Below are 20,011 nucleotides of genomic sequence, written 5' to 3' on the forward strand. Positions count from 1 at the left end.
GACTGCGACATCAGCCTGAAGAGACTGTTGGATAAATTTACAAATAATCGAATATGAAAACGAACTCAATATCTATAGCATTTTCCATACTGGCTATTTTTGCGATATCAGCGTGTGTTGCAAGTCAGCAACAACAAACTATAAAGAGGAAAAAGCAGGATTGCCTTGATTGTCACGAGCAGTTGGCATCGCGTTTCAATGAGGGAAACGTGCATAAACCTGTCATTGATAACAATTGTGGCGCCTGTCATCTTCCACACGGATTAATTGGTGGAATTCAGCTACGATTATTACCGCCAAAACTTTGTTTAAGTTGCCACAAACAGATTGTTCAGTCATCATCAAAGGCAAAATCCGTACATCTACCTTTTAATAAAGGAAAATGCACGGAGTGTCATGAACCACATAACAGTAAATACAATAGTCTGTTGAGTGAAAGTCCGAAAACGCTTTGTTTTTCCTGCCATAGTCAAGAGCAATTTACTAAAAAGAGTGTTCATTCACCTTTAGCTAATGGCTGTAATGATTGCCATCAGCCCCATTTTTCGGAGAATCCTTCTCTTTTGAGAGATAGTGAAACTGTTTTGTGTGCTACGTGTCATAGGAAATCACCGAAAGATTTCATGAAAACACATTTTGGCTACGATATCAGTCAGAGTAAGTGCAGCCAGTGTCACAACCCCCACAGCTCAGATTCTCCGGCCTTATTAAAAACCTTCAGTCATTCACCTTCTAATACAGGTGGATGTCAATCATGTCACACAAATACGGCAAATCTTAAACAGTTGAAAGCTGATAAAAATTCACTCTGTTTAGATTGCCATCAGATGAGTACTGCAACGTACCAACATGAACCCTATGTTTCAAAAGTTTGTTTAGACTGTCATGCGACCCATGCCAGTGAGTTTCAGTACATGCTAAAAGAGACCCCACAAAAACTATGTTTTTCATGTCACGATTCGTACCAAAAAATTAAACGGGGGCATAAGCCCGTAGAAAAAGGTCAATGTGTGGTTTGTCACTCCGGTCATGGCTCTGAACTGGCTAATAATTTAAAAGGTAATGAAAAGACAATCTGCCTTGGGTGTCATGAGTCGCAGCTTAATATCAATCTAAAGCATAAACCGGTTGCAGATAATAGATGCCTGCTTTGTCATTCTCCGCATGAATCGAATTTAAATAAATTGTTAAGGAAACCTCAGCTTGAAATTTGTGGTGAATGTCACACAAATACAATGTTACAGAAAAATAGATATAGCTTGCACCGCCCCTTTGTTGATGGTGAATGTTCTGGCTGTCACACGCCCCATGGCGGTTCAAGAAGTTATCTGAAAAAGCCTGTTCGGGACGGCAATTTGTGCCAATTGTGTCATGCCGATACTAGTAATTCGATCAAAGTAACACATAAACCCTTTGCTGATGGTAAATGTGTGGAATGTCACAATCCTCATGCCGGGGAATATGACAATTTAGGCATGGAAACTGTAATAAAAAATTGTTCTAAATGTCATGCAGATCAACTGAACCGGCAAGCTGCACAACCGACACAGCATCAGCCCTTTGCTGAGGGTAAATGTATAGAATGTCACAATCCTCATGGTTCTAACTATGACAACAGTTTGCGCACGACCAAACTTGCTTTATGCCTGGGCTGTCATCCCGAGATTGTAGCTAATTGGAACGATGGAAAGCCACATCAGCCAGCAGCAAAGAATTGTTCGATATGTCATCTGTCTCATAGTTCCGAGAGAAAGGGGCTCCTTAATAATACCATCGAGGTTCTCTGTGCGAGTTGTCATGAAATCTCCTCAGAAGAGATGAAAAGACTCCACTCGGGGATTCTGCCAAGTGCGAACAGTTGCAACTCTTGCCATGATTCACATGGCAGTCGTGAAGTTGGAATGACCTATACGGTCAGTCACACTCCATTTGCTGAAAAAAAATGTGATGAATGTCACGTTAAGTTGAAAGGAAAATTAAAGCATATTGATTCTTCCAAAGAGTCGCTTTGCTTCACCTGTCATTCGCGGAATATTCTTAATGGCAAAGTGGTTCATGCACCGGTTGTAAAGGAAAAATGCACTGTTTGTCATAATGTGCACGCTGCTCCCTATCAAGGTTTAACGAAACAAAATGCCGGTTATTTATGTGTTGGATGTCACCTTGAATTATCAGAGAAGCAAACACATCAGCATCAACCGTTTAAAAAGAAGCAATGCTTAAAATGCCACAACGCCCACTCCTCAGAGACTATAGGGCTTGTGCCGATTGACTTGACGAAAGTTTGTGCTGAGTGTCACCAGGAGGTTGTACAACCATATAAATATACTCATAAGCCTTTTGCGGAGGGAACATGCTCTGGCTGCCATGATTCTCATGGGTCTGATGAGATGCAGCTTTTAAAGGAAAAAACAGATTCTTTATGTTTTGGTTGTCATGGAAACGTTTCTAAGAGCGAGAGCCATCTGTTTAAACAAGATATTAAAAATTGTTTGAGTTGTCACAATCCACACGGCAGCGACAATAGATTTCTAATACGAAATGTGCAACATTCGCCATTTAAAAAGGGTTGTTCCACCTGCCATAGCTCAGGTAAAACTGTCCCTAAAGAAATTTGTTTTAAGTGTCACCCTCAAGTTAAAGAATCAAGAAATTTAATACATAATCATCTTTCAGACTCAAATGGCAACAGCTGTATTAATTGTCATAGTCCTCATGCGGGAGATGATTCTAGTTTACTGGTAGGCTCACAAAAAGTTGTTTGTGTTCCTTGTCATATCGATTCATTTGAAAGTCACGCCAATTCCTTAAGTAAACACGTAAAAATTAATAGGTGTAGTGACTGTCATGTTGCTCATGGAAGTGATGGCCCAGCCATGATAAAAGGTAACGAAATCTCAGTGTGCTCAGCCTGTCATTCATCTCATGGCGAATTCAGCCATCCGATTGGAGATACCATAATTGATCCGAGAAACAATCAGCCAATGACATGTGTAACCTGTCATGATCCTAAGGGCACACTCTATCCCTATCAGTTGAAGCTAGACGGTGAAAAAGCACTTTGTGTGCAGTGTCATAATTATTAACCAACAAACTAACCAGGAATGAACCAATGTGTTACAGAAAACGGATCATTTTCTTCCTGAGCGCAGTGCTTTTTGGGATTTTGCTGAGTTCTAATTCTGTTTTTGCCGGTGAGGCAGATTCATGGGTTTATTCATTTAGTATGGGGGCTGGCAAGAACAATATTCCTTTAAAAAACCCTCAGTCGTTGTTTGTCGATATTACGACTGAACGGTATTATATTGTTGATAGTGGAAACAATAGGCTGCTCTCTTTTGATAAGAATGGTTTGCCTCTTCATTCATTTGATGCCAACGGTGATTTTGATAAGCCTGTCGACATGATTAAAGGGGATGCTGAAACTCTATACGTGATCGAAAAAGGTAAAGGGAGTGTCACCAGAATTAATTTGAAAAACCGTGAGGTTGAGCCGCTTTTCTTAACTGTTGCCAATAAATTGCTTTATCCGCAAAGAATTACCAAATCGGATAGCACAGTGTTGGTGCTCGATAAGTTGAGCGGTAGTATTTTTATGATTTCTGAAAAATTTTCGCTGGTCAAACCGATTGAATGTGTCGATTGCAATGAAGCGTTTGTAGACTTTGAGATTTATGAAGAGGTTATTTATGCAATAACTGAAAGAACTGGACGCGTTTTCACCTTTTCAACTGATGGAAAAGTTCGTGGCGAAATCTTGCTTAACCCTTCGCCTCAATTTCCTGTATCACTTACTCTTGATAAAACAAAAAATATCTATGTGTTAGAACGACACAAAGCTCAAGTTTCAGTCTATACCCCAAAAGGCAAAATAAAATACAAATTTCTCGAAAAAGGCGCAAAAGCCGGTCAGCTTAGCTATCCAATCGACATGCAATTTGATCCATGGGGCAGGTTGTGTGTTGTTGACGAGGGGAATGGACGCGTAAGCGTCTATGACCGCTAGAGGAAAGCATGACACCTATTCACCTGATTGTTTGCTTTTTAATCTTTTTCTGTAGTCAGGCTCAGGCAAATGTAACCGGTGTCTGTTCGAACTGCCACGTTATGCATGCCAGCAGTGCTGGTGTTGTTAGTGGCATTGGCCCCCAGGAGGGTTTGTTGAACTCCACCTGTCTCGGTTGTCATACCGGAACCAACACTGATGGCACATCCCACACTCCATATGTCTATTCAGGCGTAGCAATCACAGATCTTACCACGTCCCTGGCGGCAGGAAATTTCTACTTTTCAGATAGTACCAGCCAACGATATGGTCATAACCCTCAAGAACTTCCTGGTGGTGTTGACTCCACCCTTAACGCTCCACCAGGTTGGATTACGGGATTCAGTGTTAACGATCAGGTAGGTACAATTAATAACGCTGTTGGAGCAACAAAATTATCATGCTCTGGCGTGTATGGTTGCCACGGTCGCCATAACGGCAGCGGAGGACTTTTTGGACTTGAAGCTTCTCATCACAATAATATCACTAATAACATAGGAATGGATCAGTCGACTACCGGAAAAAGTTTTCGGTTTTTATACGGTATCAAGGGGTGGGAATCTGGAAACTACCAATTTAATGACGATGCCACAGATTATAACATCTATTATTCTGAGAATCGGGCAAGTGATGCTGCTACGGACACAGCGACAATAAGTTATTTTTGTGCCGAATGTCATGGTATTTTTCATAGTGGTGAGTCATCTCAGCAGGGTGTCAGTGAGGACGGTTCTGCCTTTTCAAGTCCTTGGATTCGTCATCCAGTTGATGTCCAAATGCCAACTGGTACAACTGAATATAATAGCTATGTGTATACACCTGCTATACCAGTCGGCAGCAATGACATCAGTAACGGTACTATCACAGTTGCCTCAGAACGTATTGTAATGTGCCTATCATGTCATCGTGCCCATGCAAGCCCATATTATTCGAGTTTGCGGTGGAATTATCGGGGGGCATCCGGGAGTTGGACTAATGGTTGCGCTGCGTGTCATACTGAAAAAAATTAAAAGGGAAACAAGAGTGCCTGGGAAACTGCATAAATTAAGCATACGCATAATGAAACAATTTCATCTGTATCTGTTGATGGGTTTTATAGTGTTAGGCACCGGATGTGTTTCTAGTGGAACAACTGGTTCTGCCGGCCCACTGAAAGTTCCCACAACGTATAATAAAAGTGCACCGCTTGTTTCGTTGTTTATGCATAGTGACGAGATGACTGGACCTGGAGTTTCGATAACAATTGAGTCTATTGAACTCTTTGATGGTCAGCAGTGGCTTTCTTTTCTTGATAAATCATTCCGCTATGATAGCGGGTTTCAAAAAAACGAGCAGGTTTTTGTGAACAGATTGGAGGTCAATCCTGGAGAGTATTCAAAGATTAAAATTACTGTTTCAAACGCAGAAATGGTTGATAGTGCAGGCTCCTATCAGATGGCATTGGAGAGTAACACAGTTGTTATAGATCTCCCTGTCCCTTTACTCTTTAAGCAATACGATCGTCAGTGTTTATTTGTCGTATTTGACAAGCAAGCTTCATTGAACATAAACAATAAACTATTTAGGCCTGTGTTCAGAGCGTACCCTCAAGAAATTAGCCTTACATCAGAACTTGCCTATGTAAGCTGTCCTGATATTGACACGGTTTTTATTGTCAGAAGCGATACAAATAGAGTAGTCGGGTCGTGGTCTGTAACAGGCAAACCCACGTATCTAAAGGCATTTAAGGATTCTGATGAAATTTACATTTTAGCTGAAAAAGAACATGCTATTAAGATTTATCAACTTTCGTCTGGTCGTCTTAAGGATACAATAACGGTTCCATTAATAGTAAATCCTGCGGTAATGGTAATTAATTCGTCTAAAACTAATGCGTATTTGCTCGATAGTGCAAGTGACTTTGCCTATCGAGTTGATCTTTCCACAAAAAGTTATGCAACACGAATGCGCATTGGCGAAAAACCGGAGTATCTTGTTTATGTCGAGGACCAACAACGTTTGGCAATTTCATCACAACGCTCGCAAAAAATATATTTCCTTGACCCCATTACGCTGGCCACCCTTGACACTATCTCTGCCGGAAGTGGTTCCAGCGGAATGTACCCCTACGACGGTAAACTGTTTATAGCAGAAAGCAGTTCAAACTCCGTGATGTCATACAATTTCAGATCAGGTAAGGTTCTGAGGAACACCGTAGGGATGGGGCCCCAGCGCATAATTGAATATGATGACCAACTTTTTGTAACAAATGAGAAATCTGGCACTGTTTCTGTGTTGTTGCCGGATCAATTAACAACACTAAAAGAGATACGCACAGGTGGCAAGCCCCACGAGATGGCCTTGTCGAGCAATCGACGCTGGTTATACTATTCAGACGTTAGTAAGGGTAGCGTAGGTGTTATTGATTTGACTTCCCACCGACTGAAGACGACGATTGATCTTGGTGCAGTTCCTTTAGACATAGAGATTATTAATTGAACATAGTTGTGTCTATGACTACTTCCTTCTTACGTCTGCGTTTCTTGATAATCATTCTATGTCTCGCCTTATTCTCATTAAGTGAAAATCTTTTGGCGAAACAGTCTGATGATGTTTCAACAGGCAATGAGTGTCTTAAATGCCACCAGAAAACTTGGGATAGTGGACTTTTAAAATCGTATATACACAAACCTTTTTTAGAAAAAAAATGCGTATTATGCCATATTCAAGATGAAGCGTTGGTTGGGAAATCCAAGCAATTCATGCAGGACCCCAAGGTTAACTGGTTGGACAGTCGTCGTGTTACCACGCCAACTCATTGGTTTATGGTCCCTTTTGCAAGTATTAATGATCATGTCCATGTAGAGTATCAAGTGCCTGGTCAGGGAACCATAAGTGAGGAGATAATCCTTCCACCTGTCGATGAACTTCCAGAACTTGTTGATGATAATGCCCCCCCTAAAATTGAAAATATTCAAATTGAAGATATAAGCAAGGGCTTGTTTCTAACTGCAACGGTCTCATGGACAACCGATGAGTTGTCGACTTCACAAGTGTATTATGGCTTAAAGAAAATTAATCAGAGATCTGATCATACCTATAATTTTACAAAAGACCATCGTGTTCAATTATCGGAACTGAAATTCAAGAAAAAATATAGATTTAAGGTTGTTTCTAATGATATTTTTGGAAACATGGCAGAATCTGAAGAGTTTGTTTTTTCCACTGCCAAGGCTAAACCAAAATTTTCGAAGGATAATTTCGAAGAAAATCAGCCGGATTTTCAGAAGAAAGTAAAGCTCTATAAACTTGACGATCAATGCGTATTTCGAATTGCTGCTAACCAGCCGATTCTTGTGGCCTTAGGGACACCTAAAGAGAGTAAAGAAAAAAAAGGTCATCTTGCTGCAGAAGGTGTTGTTCCAGAAAAACATAACTTGAAAGATTCATTAATGACCAATACAACGTCATGTGAACCATGCCATGGTAAATACGTAAAAGATCGTAACCATCCAGTCAATGTTTCAGCAAAACCTGGGATGGCAATACCAGAGGAATATTTTGTACTTTCAAATGGCAATATCACCTGCATGACCTGTCACTCAGCTCACTCTTCGGATATTGAATACCGGTTGGTGAAGTCGTCAAAAAGAGAACTTTGTATCGGCTGTCATCTTAATAAAATTTAAAGAAAAAATGCTATGAAACATAAAAGAAAAAAACTCAATATTAGTATCAAAAAAAACTTTCAGATGTGGATGCTGGTTCGGATTCTAGGAACAGTTTTGGTAAGTGCGATTGTATCTGTATCTGTTTTGTATTTTTATGCCCAACAAGAAATTTCTGGAACTTTGTACGATATTCATATCACTATGCAAAAAGTGAGTGACCTTTTACTGCCGGTAATTTTATCTGGGGCAGTAATGAGTTTTCTGAGCGGTCTCGCTTTAGCAATATTCTTGCCTCAGAAGATTGCCGGACCGATTTATAGAATTGAACAGGATCTTGAGGAGATTAAAAACGGCAATACAACGAAAAAAATTTTACTTAGAGAAAAAGACCCCCTTAAGGATCTGGCTGATAAAATAAATGAAACAGTCGCTGTTCTTGTTGCACGCGCCGAAAGTAAAAACTCGTAACCAACCGTAAGCCCTGTCCGACCATAAAACTTGTCTTGCCAGTTGTTCCAATTAATGAGATAATTTTATACCAGTTAAATGTGCCATGAAGTTTAATAAATTCAAATGGTCACATAAATAAATTTTGTATATATTCTAATGATTTTGTAACCTATTGAGATGAATTCAATTTTACTTTCATATGGCCTGTAATGACTGAACAAAAAAAAACAATTGATATAGGCAGCATCTTTACGTCACCTCTGTTTCGGCGTTTTCTTACGCCCATCATCCTTACTATGCTTGGCTTTGCCCTAGCAGTCTATTTTTTTGCAGTCCCAGTAATTAAAAATATCGTCTATTCTCTCGAAGAAAAATCTGTTCGTACTAACCTTAATAACATTCATGAACTGCTTGTTTCCAACTACTCTTCGACCGAGGCCTATAAGAAATCAGTTATTACAGCATACAGAAGGGAACTTAAAAATATAATTTTGTTTACAGAGACCTATCTTAAAAATAGGTACGATCAGGCTCAAAATGGAGTTGTTCCGGAAGATCAGGCCCAATGGAGTGCCTTGGAGGAGTTACGGAATTTTCGTTATGGAAATAACGATTATTTGTGGGTAGCTGATTATAACGGCTTTTATTTGTCTCACCCTGATCCTAAGATGCACATGGAAGATATCAGTGAAGTCAGGGATGTATTTGGAAATTATATTCTGACTCCGCTTATCCAACTGGCAGTAGAAAACGGCGAGGGCTATCATTCTTTTTGGTCTCAGCGCCTTGATAATGATCTTCCGGCTGAAAAACTCTCGTATGCCCGAGTTTTTCCTGAATGGGAATGGGTAATTGGCTCAGAGATTTTTATTGATGAATTGGAAACTGAAATATTAGTCAGAAAGGAAAAGATGATCGATGAGTTACGCCAAATAATTAAAGGGATAACGATTGCTCGTACAGGTTATCTGTATATCTTTGACTCCTGGAACAATGTGATAATCCATCCTGATTTACAACTTGAAAACTCAGACATGTCTGAATATATAAATCCCCTGACAAAAAACAAGATTGCTGATGATTTGATTGCAGCCAGTAAAACAAAGGACCACAAACTTGAATTTCATAATCAAGCGTCCTTGGGAGATACTGAAGAGTCTCAGGATATGATTAATTGGGTGCAGCACGTTGAGGGATTTGACTGGTATATTGTTGCTTCTGTCAAAACTTCTGAGTTGAGTGCAAGCTCAGATGCGTTGCGTAATAAAATTTTAATTCTTGCCTCTATTGTAGTTGTGCTCTCCATTCTTATGGTTTCGGTAATGATGGGACGTTTGCTTTTGCCCATCCGTAAATTATCTGTTTTGGCTGGTCAGGTTGAAGAGGGTGATCTTTCAGCTCAAAGTGATATTATTGGTAATGATGAGATCAGTTTTCTAGCTAAATCTTTTAACAGTATGGTTAGTCGATTACGAGCAAATATTGAAGAGTTAGATCAAAAGGTTATGGCGAGAACTGAAGAGTTACACCTAACCAATAAAGATTTAACCTCGACAGTTGGCAAGCTTGAACAGCATAACTGGGAAGTGACTCAGCTGAATCGTTTAGCTGAAAAACTTCAAGCCTGTAACAGTCTCGACGAAACTTTTCTTGTTGTCTCTGATTCGCTGGCCGGAATATTCCATCAAGCTTCAGGTGCTTTGTATATGGCAGATGAGGCTGGTCAGGAGTTTGACTCCGTCATTGCCTGGGGTGGTTGCCAGGTCAGTCCGCAAAATTTCAAAAAAGGTGATTGTAAATCGTTTCAAGAATATAGAATTATCATGAGCGAAAACCTCAACGATGAAACACTTTGTGCGCATATATCACCTTTGGAACAGTACCATTTATCTTTATGCCTACCTCTTTTTGGGCAAAATGAAGTTTTAGGACTTATCTACCTTGTATTTGACACTGTTGATCATTGTATTGTCGGCAAAGAAAGAGATGATATGCTTCAGAACTGGCAGCGGCTTGCTATCTCTGTCACTGATCATCTGTCAATGGCAATGGCCAACTTGCGACTTCGGGAACGGTTACAAAATCTCTCGGTTCGCGATGGTTTGACAGGGCTTTTTAATCGAAGATATATGGAAGAAACTCTTGCCAGAGAGTTTCAGATTGCAGAACGTGATAATAAACCTGTCGGGGTTATTATTCTTGATGTCGATTTTTTTAAGAAATTCAACGACACCTATGGCCATGAAGCCGGTGATGTTGTTCTGGTCGAATTGGGTAAGAAATTAACCGAAAGTGTGCGTGGTAGTGATGTGGTTTGTCGTTATGGAGGTGAAGAGTTTGTTGTGGTACTGCCAGGACCTCCTTCAAAACGGGCAATTGAACGTGCCGAATTGATACGCCATGGTGTTGAGCATGATCTACGAATTAAATACAATGAACACGTCTTCAACTTAACCATCTCTCTTGGCGTGGCATCTTATCCAGCCGATGGTTCAACTCCGGAGGAAGTCTTGAAGGCTGCTGACAATGCCCTTTATAGGGCTAAAGATCAGGGTCGAAATCAAGCTGTCGCTGCTTCTTAATCGAATCGCTTGATAAGCCTGGAGACTGCAAGTTTGTTTAACCGCATTGATTTTATAACATCTCCCGCCTGTTCATACATCTCCGCTAAAGTAACAATAACTTCAAAGGACGGATTTTCGGCGATTAAGGCGTTTTCAAGAACTGGTAGTGCTTCAGTAATTCGACCTTGACGATATAAGCTTATTCCGAGACCGGCTAAGGCTTTATCTGAATCTTTATCAATGGTTAACGCTTGTTTGAAGCTTGATTCAGCATGTTCGTATTTTTTGGCTTGAAGTTGAACATCTCCTAAGCCAATAATCGCTTCAATTGAATCAGGCATTATTTTGGTGGCTGTTGAGAACTCACGAATAGCAGCTGGTAGCATCTTTTTGGCCAGCATAACTCTGCCATAGTTTACCCTTCGTATATATTCTTTCTCTTCTGCTGAACGAACTAAATTTGCTTTAGGCTCCAAAGATTTTTTGAGCTGTTCTTTCGAGAAATCTCCAAGCAAAAATTTGATATTAGATGTTAGAAGCTCCTGTAATTCTCCTGTATAGGGAATCACAGCATGAAGGTTGCCCGTTGGGCTAATCAGTACAGAAATCGGCATCATATAGATACCGTATTTGTTGTATATTACTCTTTTGCTGTCATCTAAAACTGTAACAGCAATGAGCCCATCATCAATATACTGCTGTATAGAGCTTATTTTTTGTTCATCGGATAATAGCGCTACAGAATTGATTTTGTCACCAAAGTGTTTGTTGATTTTAGCCTGAATTTCTAAGAGATTGAGTGACCTGTTTAGACGATATGGTGGTGTTAACGAGAAAAATGTTATCAGAGTAGGCTTTCCAGAAGAAGTTTCAACGGCAAATTGGCTTTTAGTCTGGAAGTCTGACAGTTTAAATGATGGAAGTTTGGCGTTAGGTAAAATATTAATTAAGCCGCTGTCATTTTCTGTACTGTGTGAGGCAGATGCAAAAAGGCATGCAACACACAATGCGAGCAGCATAATCGTGGGTTTAAAAAAAATTATTTCTGGAAACCGCATTTTCATAAGTATATAGGATAATAAATTCGTTTTTAAAAGGTACACCTAAATACTGCCAATTTTATGACAATTAACACAGAGCATCATCATCTCTTCCAAGGGTAATAGTTTGTCGTATTCGGAAGAGTGAGGTGAGTGGCAGCTAACACACGAAACTTTGAACTTCTCTGAAGGGGCCGTTTCTTTAACGAATACCGGGTGTCCTTGAACTGGATGATTATTTTCCATCTTTGAAATTTTAGGGTGACAGGTGTAACAGAGTTTTGTGATATCCGTACGTAATTGAAATCTATAGGGGCTGGAATGCTGGTGATGACAGACAATACAACCCTTTTGAGTTGTGGCCTTATGTACAACTGGCAGGTTAATCATTTTTTTGGCTTCGTGGCATTCGATACAAAGAGTTATTGATTCTTTGTGCAGGAGTTTTTCATGTGTAGAACCATGAGGACTGTGGCACATAGTACATCCCTGCATGCCAATTGGGCCATGTAAGTATTTTTGAGATTCTATAAAGGTTTTCAACTTTTTATGACATTTGTAACACAGTGTGGCCAATTCAAATGGATCCTCAATGGTGAATCGTAATGGTTCTCCAGGAAACATAGCTGACTCCCGACTTTCTTCAAGATGACATTGCAGACATTTCCACTCGAGGGCTGCCGGCTTGTGAAGCGAGGTGAATCCGTCAAATTTATGAGCATGACATTGGTAACAGATCTGTTTCTTTATATCTGTCGGCTTGAAATCTGAGGGGTCCACTGTCAGCCGGTGGCATTGAGTGGCGCTGCATGTTGACTCTTTTGTTGAGGTGTGAAATGGCTCTTGTATCGCTTCATCAGGTACAAGTTCAGATTCAAACTCAGGGAAATAGTGAATCTCTTTTTTTTCTAACATTGTCTCAAGGTGTTTAATCTCTACGAAGTTTTCCCCATGTTTTAGGGAGAAAATGACGTGAAGACTACTGCCAATCTTTTTGGCATGAATTGTATCGTGCTTCTGGGCATTATTTAAAAGAAAGGAAAACTCACTGAGGGGAAGATCTCCAGCCGTGTATATCCAGGTATAATGATTGACAGTGGACCATAGAACAACGGACTCATCTGCGGCTTCATTTTTATCAATATTGGCAAAGGCCGGACTGACTGAAAAGGAGATTATGAGCGATATGATTACGGTAAATGAAATCATTTCCAACGTTGTTCATAAAGGGTCATAAGGCGATTTATTGCTAACTTATTAAGCCTGTTGGCCTTTGTATTATTGCCTTCAGCTTCATAAATTTCTGCGAGTGCAATGATAACATCAAGCTTGGGCAAGGGGGATATAAAGGCATTTTCCAACTCAATTTTAGCCTTTTTATGATCACCGAGCCCATAATATGACAGACCCAAGCCGGCAATAACCTCATCAGATTCTCTGTCAATCGACTGAGCTTTCTGGAATGATTCCAGGGCTTTGTCCCATTCTTTTATAGCTGTGTGGGAAAAGCCAAGTTCTAAATAGGCTTCTATAGCTTTTGGTTGAAGTTTGACAGCATTAGAAAATTCACGAATAGCCTGACTATGCATCTTTTTGGTCATCATTATTCGGCCATAATTAACTCGCCGAATATACTCTTTTTCCTCGTCGGTCAGGTTTTTCGCCGGATCAGGTTGTAATGATGTCTGTAGTTGATCATTTGTCCATTGCCCTAAGAGTACTTTGAAGTTGCCACTGATAAGTTCACGAATATTAAATGTATAAGGGATCACTTCGTGTAAGGTGCCATCGGAACGAGTCATGACTGCCAATGGCATCATGAAAATACCGAATTTGTTGTAGACATCTTTAAGCGAGTCATTAAAAAGCTTGATATTACCAACACCGGATGACATGTAATCTAAAACGGTCTGTTTATCTTGGTCATCACAATAGATACCAACTATTTCAATCTTATTTTTATACTCATCAGAGATATCAGCTAATGAGGAAAGTAGGGCCAGTGCCCGTTTCTTTCTGAAATCTGGCCTGATAGAGAAAAAAACAAGAAGGGTAGGTTTGCCATTACCAGGAACATAGACTTCGGGCATACCTCCCGATAAAGGGGGGAGTTTGAAAGAAGGTAATGTGTCACCTATTTTATAGTTATGCAACGTGCCGGTTTCTTTGGCCAGACTGTCAACGGGGACAGTTAAAAACAGAAGAATAAATAGTGCACAGAGATAGATACGTTGTATAGATTTGAAAAAGTAAGTGTTTAGCATGACAGACAGCCCTTAGTTTTAATTTTGACTATTTAGTTAACCGGATTTTCACGATCATATTTTCTTGGTTTGTGGCATCCAACAACGCAACCACCGCCTGTTGCGGTTTTAGTGAAGTCCATTGTGATTTTAAATTTTTTCTTAAATGTAAATGATTTTCGAATGTGCTTTTCTTGGTCTGAGGCATGGGTGTCGTGACATGTTATGCAGAATCGACCATTTTTATCGCGGTGAACATGAACAAAATGTAAGTTTCTTGTCCCATTTCTAAATCCGGTATCCAGACTATTGTTTTCTTCAATTACTTTACTGTTGTGACAACCAAAGCAGAGTTCAAAGTTTTTCGGATCATAATCTCCCTGATAGTTAAGAGAGTATTCGGCCCGGAGTAGATTTTTGTGATTAGAGCCATGCACTAAATGGCACTGGGCGCAATCGTTTGTTCTGACGGGGCCATGCTGAAATTGGCTTTCAGTAATGGTCTTTTTTATGTCAGGATGACATCTGAAACAGATCTCCTTTAGAGGTGCGTTAAGTTGTTTAGAGAAGTTTGATGAATGAGGCGTGTGGCATTCGGTACATTTGCCCTCCTGCACAGGTTTATGGGCAACCGTTGAATTTTCAATCTGATCTATGACTTGTGGGTCTGACTTAAGGTGGCAGCTTATGCATAATGCTTTAAGAGGATTTTGGACTGTCAGATATTTGCCGTTTTCATCTTTGGCTGTTTTCAAGTGATCATAAGAACTGGAGCCATGAGGGTCATGGCACAGGTTGCAGTCTTTGGAAACAGGTTCATGTACGTATTTACTCTCAAACTCTTCCTTTCGTATTTCATGACATTCAATGCATAAATCTTTACCTCCCTCAGAGAGAAGTCCTTTGAAATTAGAAATATGCGGTGAGTGACAGGCGCTACAGTCACCTGATTCAACAGGTTCATGCATAACCTTATGTTCGATAATGTTTTTGGTGTGACATCCCAGGCACAAATCAAGAATTGTATCTCTTTTTAAATGATAGGCAAGGTTAGACTCATGATGTTCGTGGCAGAGAAGACATTCTCCCTTTGTAACTGGAAAATGAACATATTGACCCTCGTTTGTCATTGTGGCAGCCTCAACATGACAACGATAACAAAGTTCAGCGCGAACATTTACGACAAAATTAGTATGTTGAGTGCCGTGTGGATTGTGGCATTGGATGCAGTGCTGATCAGCAAAAGGGCCATGTTTGAACTCTTTTTTCTCTAGATTAGCGTGGCACTTGTCGGTTATGCATGAAAGGTTTTGTTGCACATATGTAAAGCCTACTTTTCCGGGGACTGATTTGGGGTGACATTTGTCACATTCCATAGTCAGTATGTTTTTGCTGTGTAGCACAAAAGGGGAGTGGGATTGAGGTTCTTTGGCAGCATCAGTAAGAAGTACAGAGTGACTGCCTGCGGCCGAACCATTTATGGTAATTGTGTTTTCTCCCGGCCTTAAATCAACGAGCTGACTAAAGGCCTTGTTCGTGACAAAAGTACTGTAGTCATTAACGCCGCTACTGTTCTTAACTGTAATTTTGATGTTTGTTGAGCCTTGTGGCGCAATACCAACGACCTGAATTGTTGACTGGGTAACAGACGATTTGTCTGGAGGGTAAATAAGAGTGGCGTCGGCAGCCTGAACATCGGGGCATAGCGTTGTCAGGTTCAGTACAAGAAGTGCAAGTATTGCAAACAGTTTGTTTACCGTCATAATTGTTATATCCTGATTACAGTGATTTTCTAAATGAAACTCACAATGTGTACTTATTAAAACATGAGGTGTTCTTGTAAGAACGTCACTTTATCAGAAGATTGTATAAAACGGTGGCAATAAAATCCAGTTAATATTTGAAGATTGTGTATGAAATTTTTTTTAATATTATTTCTTGCTAAGTGAGAAATAATATTCATAAAATGTATCCATATTTGTCAGCTATTATTTCACTATTCTGTTGTTAACGACGAGTTACTATATGTCTTTTTTGCCCGAAAAAGAGAAAAATTCATACCTCATTCAGATTGTTGATGACGACAAAATTCTGAGGGAGATTCTATGCTTAGGGATGTCCAAGGCCGGATTTTTCGTCGCTGAAGCCTCAGATGGCCTTGAGGCGATTAATGATTTTGAAAAGATTCAGCCCGATGTGGTTCTTCTCGATGTGATTATGCCTAAAATTAGCGGTTTTTCTGTGTGTGAGCGGATACGCCAACTGCCTGGTGGTGAACGTGTACCAATAATTATGATCACAGGTCAGGATGATTATCAGTCAATTAACAAGGCTTTTGATTGTGGTGCGACAGATTTTGTTGTTAAGCCGATAAACCCTCTCCTGTTAAGCTATCGCATTCGCTATATTCTTCGCGCCAATCAGGCTATTAATGAGTTGTCGTTAAATCAGGTTCAGCTTGCTACTGCAAGGGAAATTGCCCGTTTACATAATTGGGAGTGGCGTCTGGCAGATAATAGATTGACCTGGGGAGATGAAATGTGCCGTGTGTGTTCTCTTGACCCAACGCATCCCCCCGAATTGTATAAAGATTTCCTGAATATTGTCCATGAAGATGACAGATATGATGTTGATACCGCACTTATTGAAGCACTTTCCAAAAATAAGAGTTTTTCTTTTGAACACCGAGTGCTCACCCCAACGGGTGATGAACTGATTCTTAAACAGGATGGGACAATTCTGACATCGTCAAAATCTGTACCGGTTAAGGTTCTGTTTACCTGTCAAGACATTACTGAACGCGTTAAAACTGAGGAAAAAATTAAGTTTCTGGCCTATTATGATCGTTTAACAGGTCTGCCCAACAGGGTTCTTTTTAAAGAACATTTAGGGTCATCGATCTCAAAATCACGAAGAAATGGTCAATACCTGTCTGTAATGTTTATAGATATTGATAACTTCAGAGCAATCAATGATACTTTTGGCCGTGACGTAGGTGATTTAATACTCCAGAAAATATCCCATCGAATTCGTGATTGCCTGCGCCGTTCAGATACCGCAGCTAATGTTAGTGAGCATGATATCACTGCCCGATTCGGGGCTGATGAGTTCGGGCTCATTCTTGAGTGTCTGAAAGATATGGCAGATGCTGCGATTGTTGCACGCCGGCTCATAGAATACATAACAAAGGTAATTGTCCATGAGGGCAATGAGATATTTTTAAACTGTAGAATTGGACTTTCAGTTTTCCCTAATGATGGTGAAACGGTTAAAGAGTTGATGAAAACGGCTGATTCTGCCTTGTCCAGCGCTAAAGAACTTGAAAAAAACTCATACCAATTTTACACAGCCGATCTTAACACAAAGGCATTTGCACGTTTTGCCCTTGAAACAAGTTTACGCAAGGCTGTTGATTGTCAACAGTTTAAGCTGCTCTATCAACCCCAGATTAATCTGAACACGGGTGAGGTTGTTGGTGTCGAAGCTTTGATCCGCTGGGTTCATCCTGAAATGGGGGTGATCTCTCCGATGGAGTTTATTCCATTAGCAGAGGACTCGGGCCTGATAATTCCCATTGGTAAATGGGTAATGCTCACAGCCTGCAAACAATGTAAAACCTGGCAGGACAATGGTCACCGCATTAAAACAGCTATAAACTTATCTGCCGGTCAGTTCAAGAAAGATAGTTTGATCAACTCTATCAGGGAGGTGCTCTATATCTCAAATGTAGATCCAACCTTAATTGAGTTCGAAATTACCGAGTCAATGCTGATGGATGATGCTGAAGGAAGCATCACTTTGCTGAAGGAGCTGAGTCATCTAGGATGCACTATTTCAATAGATGATTTCGGGACGGGGTATTCGTCTTTAAACTATTTGAAACGATTTCCGGTGGACGTACTAAAGGTAGATCGTTCCTTTGTGAAAGACTTAGGGACAAATAAAGACGATGCTCTTATTGTAAAGGCGATTGTTACATTGGCCCACAATTTAGATCTGGAAGTTGTGGCCGAGGGTGTTGAGAAAAAAGAACATCTCACCTACCTGCGCGATTTAGACTGTGATATTATTCAAGGTTTTCTGGTCAGTAAGCCAGTTGCACCTGAGGATGTTGTCGCCTATTTCCCCGATTGGAATATAAACTCCCTTTTCACCTAATGTAAGTCATACAGCCCTCAGAACTTCCATTTTCCACCTGCATTTTCTCTAATAACCGGTTCACAGCTGTGACAATCTATTAAGCCATTGTTACCCACTGCTGAAGTTTTGCGGATTTTCTACAGGCATCGCATATTTTAACTGCAGCAAGTCCGTCCTCACCAGAAATTGGGTTGTCCCCTTTGCCAGTTAGAAAAAGATGCCAGTCTCTTAAAAGCGGAAGTATGGCAGGCGACGAAGGCCCGCGGTAAATTTCAGTGGTCCCCATTCCTCTAAGAAATTGCACGAAACCGTGGATCTGATCACCTTGAAGTTGTCCCAAACTGCCGGTAAACTCATAGCGGGCAGAGCGGGCGGGTGTTACTTTGCTTGACTCGATAATACCAACCATGCCATTATCCATCTCAATCTGAGCAGTTACCAGGTCTTCCAAGTTGGGGTTATACAATTTAAAGGACGAGGCGTGGACGCGTTTAACCTCTAGGCCAGTAATATAGCGTAAGGCATCAAACAGATGAACCGCTGTATGAAAAATTACACCCGCGCCAGCTTGTTTTGGGTCTGTGAGCCAGGGTATCGATGAGGGTTCAAGTCTGTGAGTGGCAGAAAAAGCATGTGGTACGCCGATACGAACAAACTCTTTTTTAAGAGTTTGAATAACGTTATTGTAACGAAGTGTTTGGCCGATGGTTAGCGCAAGTTTGGACTCTTTGAATGTATCAACAATGTGTTGAGCATCTTCCATGGTTGTTGCTAAGGGTTTTTCTAAGAGTAGTTTTTTGTTGTGGCTGAGGCAGGTGTCAGCAATCTGTTTATTAAGATATGGTGGTGTAACAGAAATAACAGCGTCAATCGTCGGACTGGCAATAAGTTCTGTGAAATTTGGGAAAAACTCCGTGTTGAACTCTCTAGCTTGTGCTATGCCCTTATCTGAAGAACTCCGACTGATACCTTGTAAGTAAAACTGCTTTTTAAGGTCATTGACTATATGTTTTACATATCGGCTGCCGTGATTACCAGTGCCAATAACCCCAACATTAATTTTATCAAAACTCATAGATGACTCATTTCTTTTTAAACTCGAAGATTATCTCATTCTCCTTTAAAAGACCATACTCCTTACGGGCAAAATCTTCAACATACTGTCTATCACCCTTTAATTTCGCAATTTCATCATTGAGTGACTTGTTTTGAGTCGAGATGTTTTCGATGTCAGCAGAAACCTTGTCAATTTCTTCACTGATGTGCGAGTACTTGTTTGCACCGTAGGGCGCAAACAAAATCCAGAGAAGTAATACGATAAGGCTGGTGCCGACAAACCAAATAAGCGTTTTATATTTTTTGAGTTTATATGTTCGCATGATTCACATGATAATTATGTTTATAATAAAATGGGAAAACTGATTTAACTTTTCCAACTTATAACTACCACGGATTTTGATATGGCTTCAACCCCTTTATTTATAGTCAGCGCCTGTCTTTTAGGGATTAATTCACGTTATGACGGGCAATGCAAGCCAAATAGGTACTGTCTTGAAATTTGCAAAACAACCCATGTTGTGCCAATCTGTCCGGAGCAGTTAGGGGGGTTGTCGACACCACGCACTGCCGCAGATATCGTGGGTGGCGATGGTAACGATGTCTTAGAGGGAAAAGCAAAGATCATTACCCGCGATGGTTGTGATGTAACATCAAATTTTATTGAAGGGGCGTACCAAGTATTGAAAATTGCCCAAATGCATAATGTAGAAGCGGTACTCCTGAAAAGTAAAAGCCCAAGCTGTGGTGTTAAGATTCTAGGGGTCACGGCAGCACTTCTAAAAAAACATGGGTATTCTCTTCGAGAATATTAATGATCGTA

General features: G+C 40.4%; 15 protein-coding genes. 9 read left to right on the forward strand and 6 right to left on the reverse strand.

Annotation, left to right across the window (positions count from 1 at the left end; genetic code table 11):
• Positions 1-53: 53 nt before the first annotated feature.
• From HQK80_01450 to HQK80_01480, 7 genes are all read left to right on the forward strand, one after another.
• Positions 54-3,086, forward strand: a complete 3,033-nt coding sequence (locus HQK80_01450) for a hypothetical protein (GenBank protein ID MBF0220890.1) — start codon at positions 54-56, stop codon at positions 3,084-3,086.
• Between the two features lie 26 nt (positions 3,087-3,112).
• Positions 3,113-4,006, forward strand: a complete 894-nt coding sequence (locus HQK80_01455) for a hypothetical protein (protein MBF0220891.1) — start codon at positions 3,113-3,115, stop codon at positions 4,004-4,006.
• 8 nt (positions 4,007-4,014) lie between these two features.
• Positions 4,015-5,055, forward strand: coding sequence for a hypothetical protein (locus HQK80_01460; GenBank protein MBF0220892.1), 1,041 nt, complete (start codon positions 4,015-4,017; stop codon positions 5,053-5,055).
• Positions 5,056-5,104: 49 nt separating this feature from the next.
• Complete coding sequence (locus tag HQK80_01465) at positions 5,105-6,523, forward strand: YncE family protein (GenBank protein MBF0220893.1); 1,419 nt, start codon at positions 5,105-5,107, stop codon at positions 6,521-6,523.
• A gap of 14 nt (positions 6,524-6,537) precedes the next feature.
• The gene (locus tag HQK80_01470) at positions 6,538-7,713 is read left to right on the forward strand and encodes a hypothetical protein (GenBank protein MBF0220894.1); all 1,176 of its coding nucleotides are present in this window, start codon (positions 6,538-6,540) and stop codon (positions 7,711-7,713) included.
• 12 nt (positions 7,714-7,725) lie between these two features.
• Positions 7,726-8,163 carry a methyl-accepting chemotaxis protein gene (locus tag HQK80_01475; protein MBF0220895.1) on the forward strand — a complete coding sequence of 146 codons (438 nt, stop codon included), beginning with the start codon at positions 7,726-7,728 and terminating at the stop codon, positions 8,161-8,163.
• A 191-nt stretch (positions 8,164-8,354) separates the two neighbouring features.
• Positions 8,355-10,727 carry a diguanylate cyclase gene (locus HQK80_01480; GenBank protein MBF0220896.1) on the forward strand — a complete coding sequence of 791 codons (2,373 nt, stop codon included), beginning with the start codon at positions 8,355-8,357 and terminating at the stop codon, positions 10,725-10,727.
• Here the strand turns inward: HQK80_01480 and HQK80_01485 are convergent.
• From HQK80_01485 to HQK80_01500, 4 genes are all read right to left on the reverse strand, one after another.
• Positions 10,724-11,773: a redoxin domain-containing protein gene (locus tag HQK80_01485; GenBank protein MBF0220897.1), complete on the reverse strand. Its 1,050-nt coding sequence runs from the start codon at positions 11,771-11,773 to the stop codon at positions 10,724-10,726. The genes HQK80_01480 and HQK80_01485 overlap by 4 nt on opposite strands.
• Before the next feature lie 39 nt (positions 11,774-11,812).
• Positions 11,813-12,958, reverse strand: a complete 1,146-nt coding sequence (locus HQK80_01490) for a hypothetical protein (GenBank protein MBF0220898.1) — start codon at positions 12,956-12,958, stop codon at positions 11,813-11,815.
• The gene (locus HQK80_01495; protein ID MBF0220899.1) at positions 12,955-13,839 is read right to left on the reverse strand and encodes a hypothetical protein; all 885 of its coding nucleotides are present in this window, start codon (positions 13,837-13,839) and stop codon (positions 12,955-12,957) included. Before HQK80_01495 ends, HQK80_01490 begins: the two co-directional genes overlap by 4 nt.
• Before the next feature lie 206 nt (positions 13,840-14,045).
• Positions 14,046-15,755: a hypothetical protein gene (locus HQK80_01500; GenBank protein MBF0220900.1), complete on the reverse strand. Its 1,710-nt coding sequence runs from the start codon at positions 15,753-15,755 to the stop codon at positions 14,046-14,048.
• 262 nt (positions 15,756-16,017) lie between these two features.
• Here HQK80_01500 and HQK80_01505 point away from each other — a divergent pair, with 262 nt between their 5' ends.
• Positions 16,018-18,150: an EAL domain-containing protein gene (locus tag HQK80_01505; GenBank protein ID MBF0220901.1), complete on the forward strand. Its 2,133-nt coding sequence runs from the start codon at positions 16,018-16,020 to the stop codon at positions 18,148-18,150.
• A gap of 79 nt (positions 18,151-18,229) precedes the next feature.
• Here the strand turns inward: HQK80_01505 and HQK80_01510 are convergent, their stop codons facing one another.
• Positions 18,230-19,207 carry a Gfo/Idh/MocA family oxidoreductase gene (locus tag HQK80_01510; GenBank protein MBF0220902.1) on the reverse strand — a complete coding sequence of 326 codons (978 nt, stop codon included), beginning with the start codon at positions 19,205-19,207 and terminating at the stop codon, positions 18,230-18,232.
• Positions 19,208-19,214: 7 nt separating this feature from the next.
• Positions 19,215-19,511 carry a septum formation initiator family protein gene (locus tag HQK80_01515; protein ID MBF0220903.1) on the reverse strand — a complete coding sequence of 99 codons (297 nt, stop codon included), beginning with the start codon at positions 19,509-19,511 and terminating at the stop codon, positions 19,215-19,217.
• An 81-nt stretch (positions 19,512-19,592) separates the two neighbouring features.
• On the opposite strand from HQK80_01515, the gene HQK80_01520 reads away from it, so the two are divergent.
• Entirely contained in the window at positions 19,593-20,003 is a 411-nt protein-coding gene (locus HQK80_01520; protein ID MBF0220904.1) for a DUF523 domain-containing protein, read from the forward strand.
• Positions 20,004-20,011 lie beyond the last annotated feature (8 nt).

The organism is Desulfobulbaceae bacterium, assembly GCA_015231515.1.
In the GTDB taxonomy this organism is placed as follows: Bacteria; Desulfobacterota; Desulfobulbia; order Desulfobulbales; family VMSU01; genus JADGBM01.

Excerpts from the sequence above, each read along its gene's own strand:
- HQK80_01450 (MBF0220890.1), top strand. The coding sequence starts at position 54 with ATGAAAACGAACTCAATATCTATAGCATTTTCCATACTGGCTATTTTT.
- HQK80_01455 (MBF0220891.1), top strand. The coding sequence starts at position 3,113 with ATGTGTTACAGAAAACGGATCATTTTCTTCCTGAGCGCAGTGCTTTTT.
- HQK80_01460 (MBF0220892.1), top strand. The coding sequence starts at position 4,015 with ATGACACCTATTCACCTGATTGTTTGCTTTTTAATCTTTTTCTGTAGT.
- HQK80_01465 (MBF0220893.1), top strand. The coding sequence starts at position 5,105 with ATGAAACAATTTCATCTGTATCTGTTGATGGGTTTTATAGTGTTAGGC.
- HQK80_01470 (MBF0220894.1), top strand. The coding sequence starts at position 6,538 with ATGACTACTTCCTTCTTACGTCTGCGTTTCTTGATAATCATTCTATGT.
- HQK80_01475 (MBF0220895.1), top strand. The coding sequence starts at position 7,726 with ATGAAACATAAAAGAAAAAAACTCAATATTAGTATCAAAAAAAACTTT.
- HQK80_01480 (MBF0220896.1), top strand. The coding sequence starts at position 8,355 with ATGACTGAACAAAAAAAAACAATTGATATAGGCAGCATCTTTACGTCA.
- HQK80_01485 (MBF0220897.1), bottom strand. The coding sequence starts at position 11,773 with ATGAAAATGCGGTTTCCAGAAATAATTTTTTTTAAACCCACGATTATG.
- HQK80_01490 (MBF0220898.1), bottom strand. The coding sequence starts at position 12,958 with ATGATTTCATTTACCGTAATCATATCGCTCATAATCTCCTTTTCAGTC.
- HQK80_01495 (MBF0220899.1), bottom strand. The coding sequence starts at position 13,839 with ATGCCCGAAGTCTATGTTCCTGGTAATGGCAAACCTACCCTTCTTGTT.
- HQK80_01500 (MBF0220900.1), bottom strand. The coding sequence starts at position 15,755 with ATGACGGTAAACAAACTGTTTGCAATACTTGCACTTCTTGTACTGAAC.
- HQK80_01505 (MBF0220901.1), top strand. The coding sequence starts at position 16,018 with ATGTCTTTTTTGCCCGAAAAAGAGAAAAATTCATACCTCATTCAGATT.
- HQK80_01510 (MBF0220902.1), bottom strand. The coding sequence starts at position 19,207 with ATGAGTTTTGATAAAATTAATGTTGGGGTTATTGGCACTGGTAATCAC.
- HQK80_01515 (MBF0220903.1), bottom strand. The coding sequence starts at position 19,511 with ATGCGAACATATAAACTCAAAAAATATAAAACGCTTATTTGGTTTGTC.
- HQK80_01520 (MBF0220904.1), top strand. The coding sequence starts at position 19,593 with ATGGCTTCAACCCCTTTATTTATAGTCAGCGCCTGTCTTTTAGGGATT.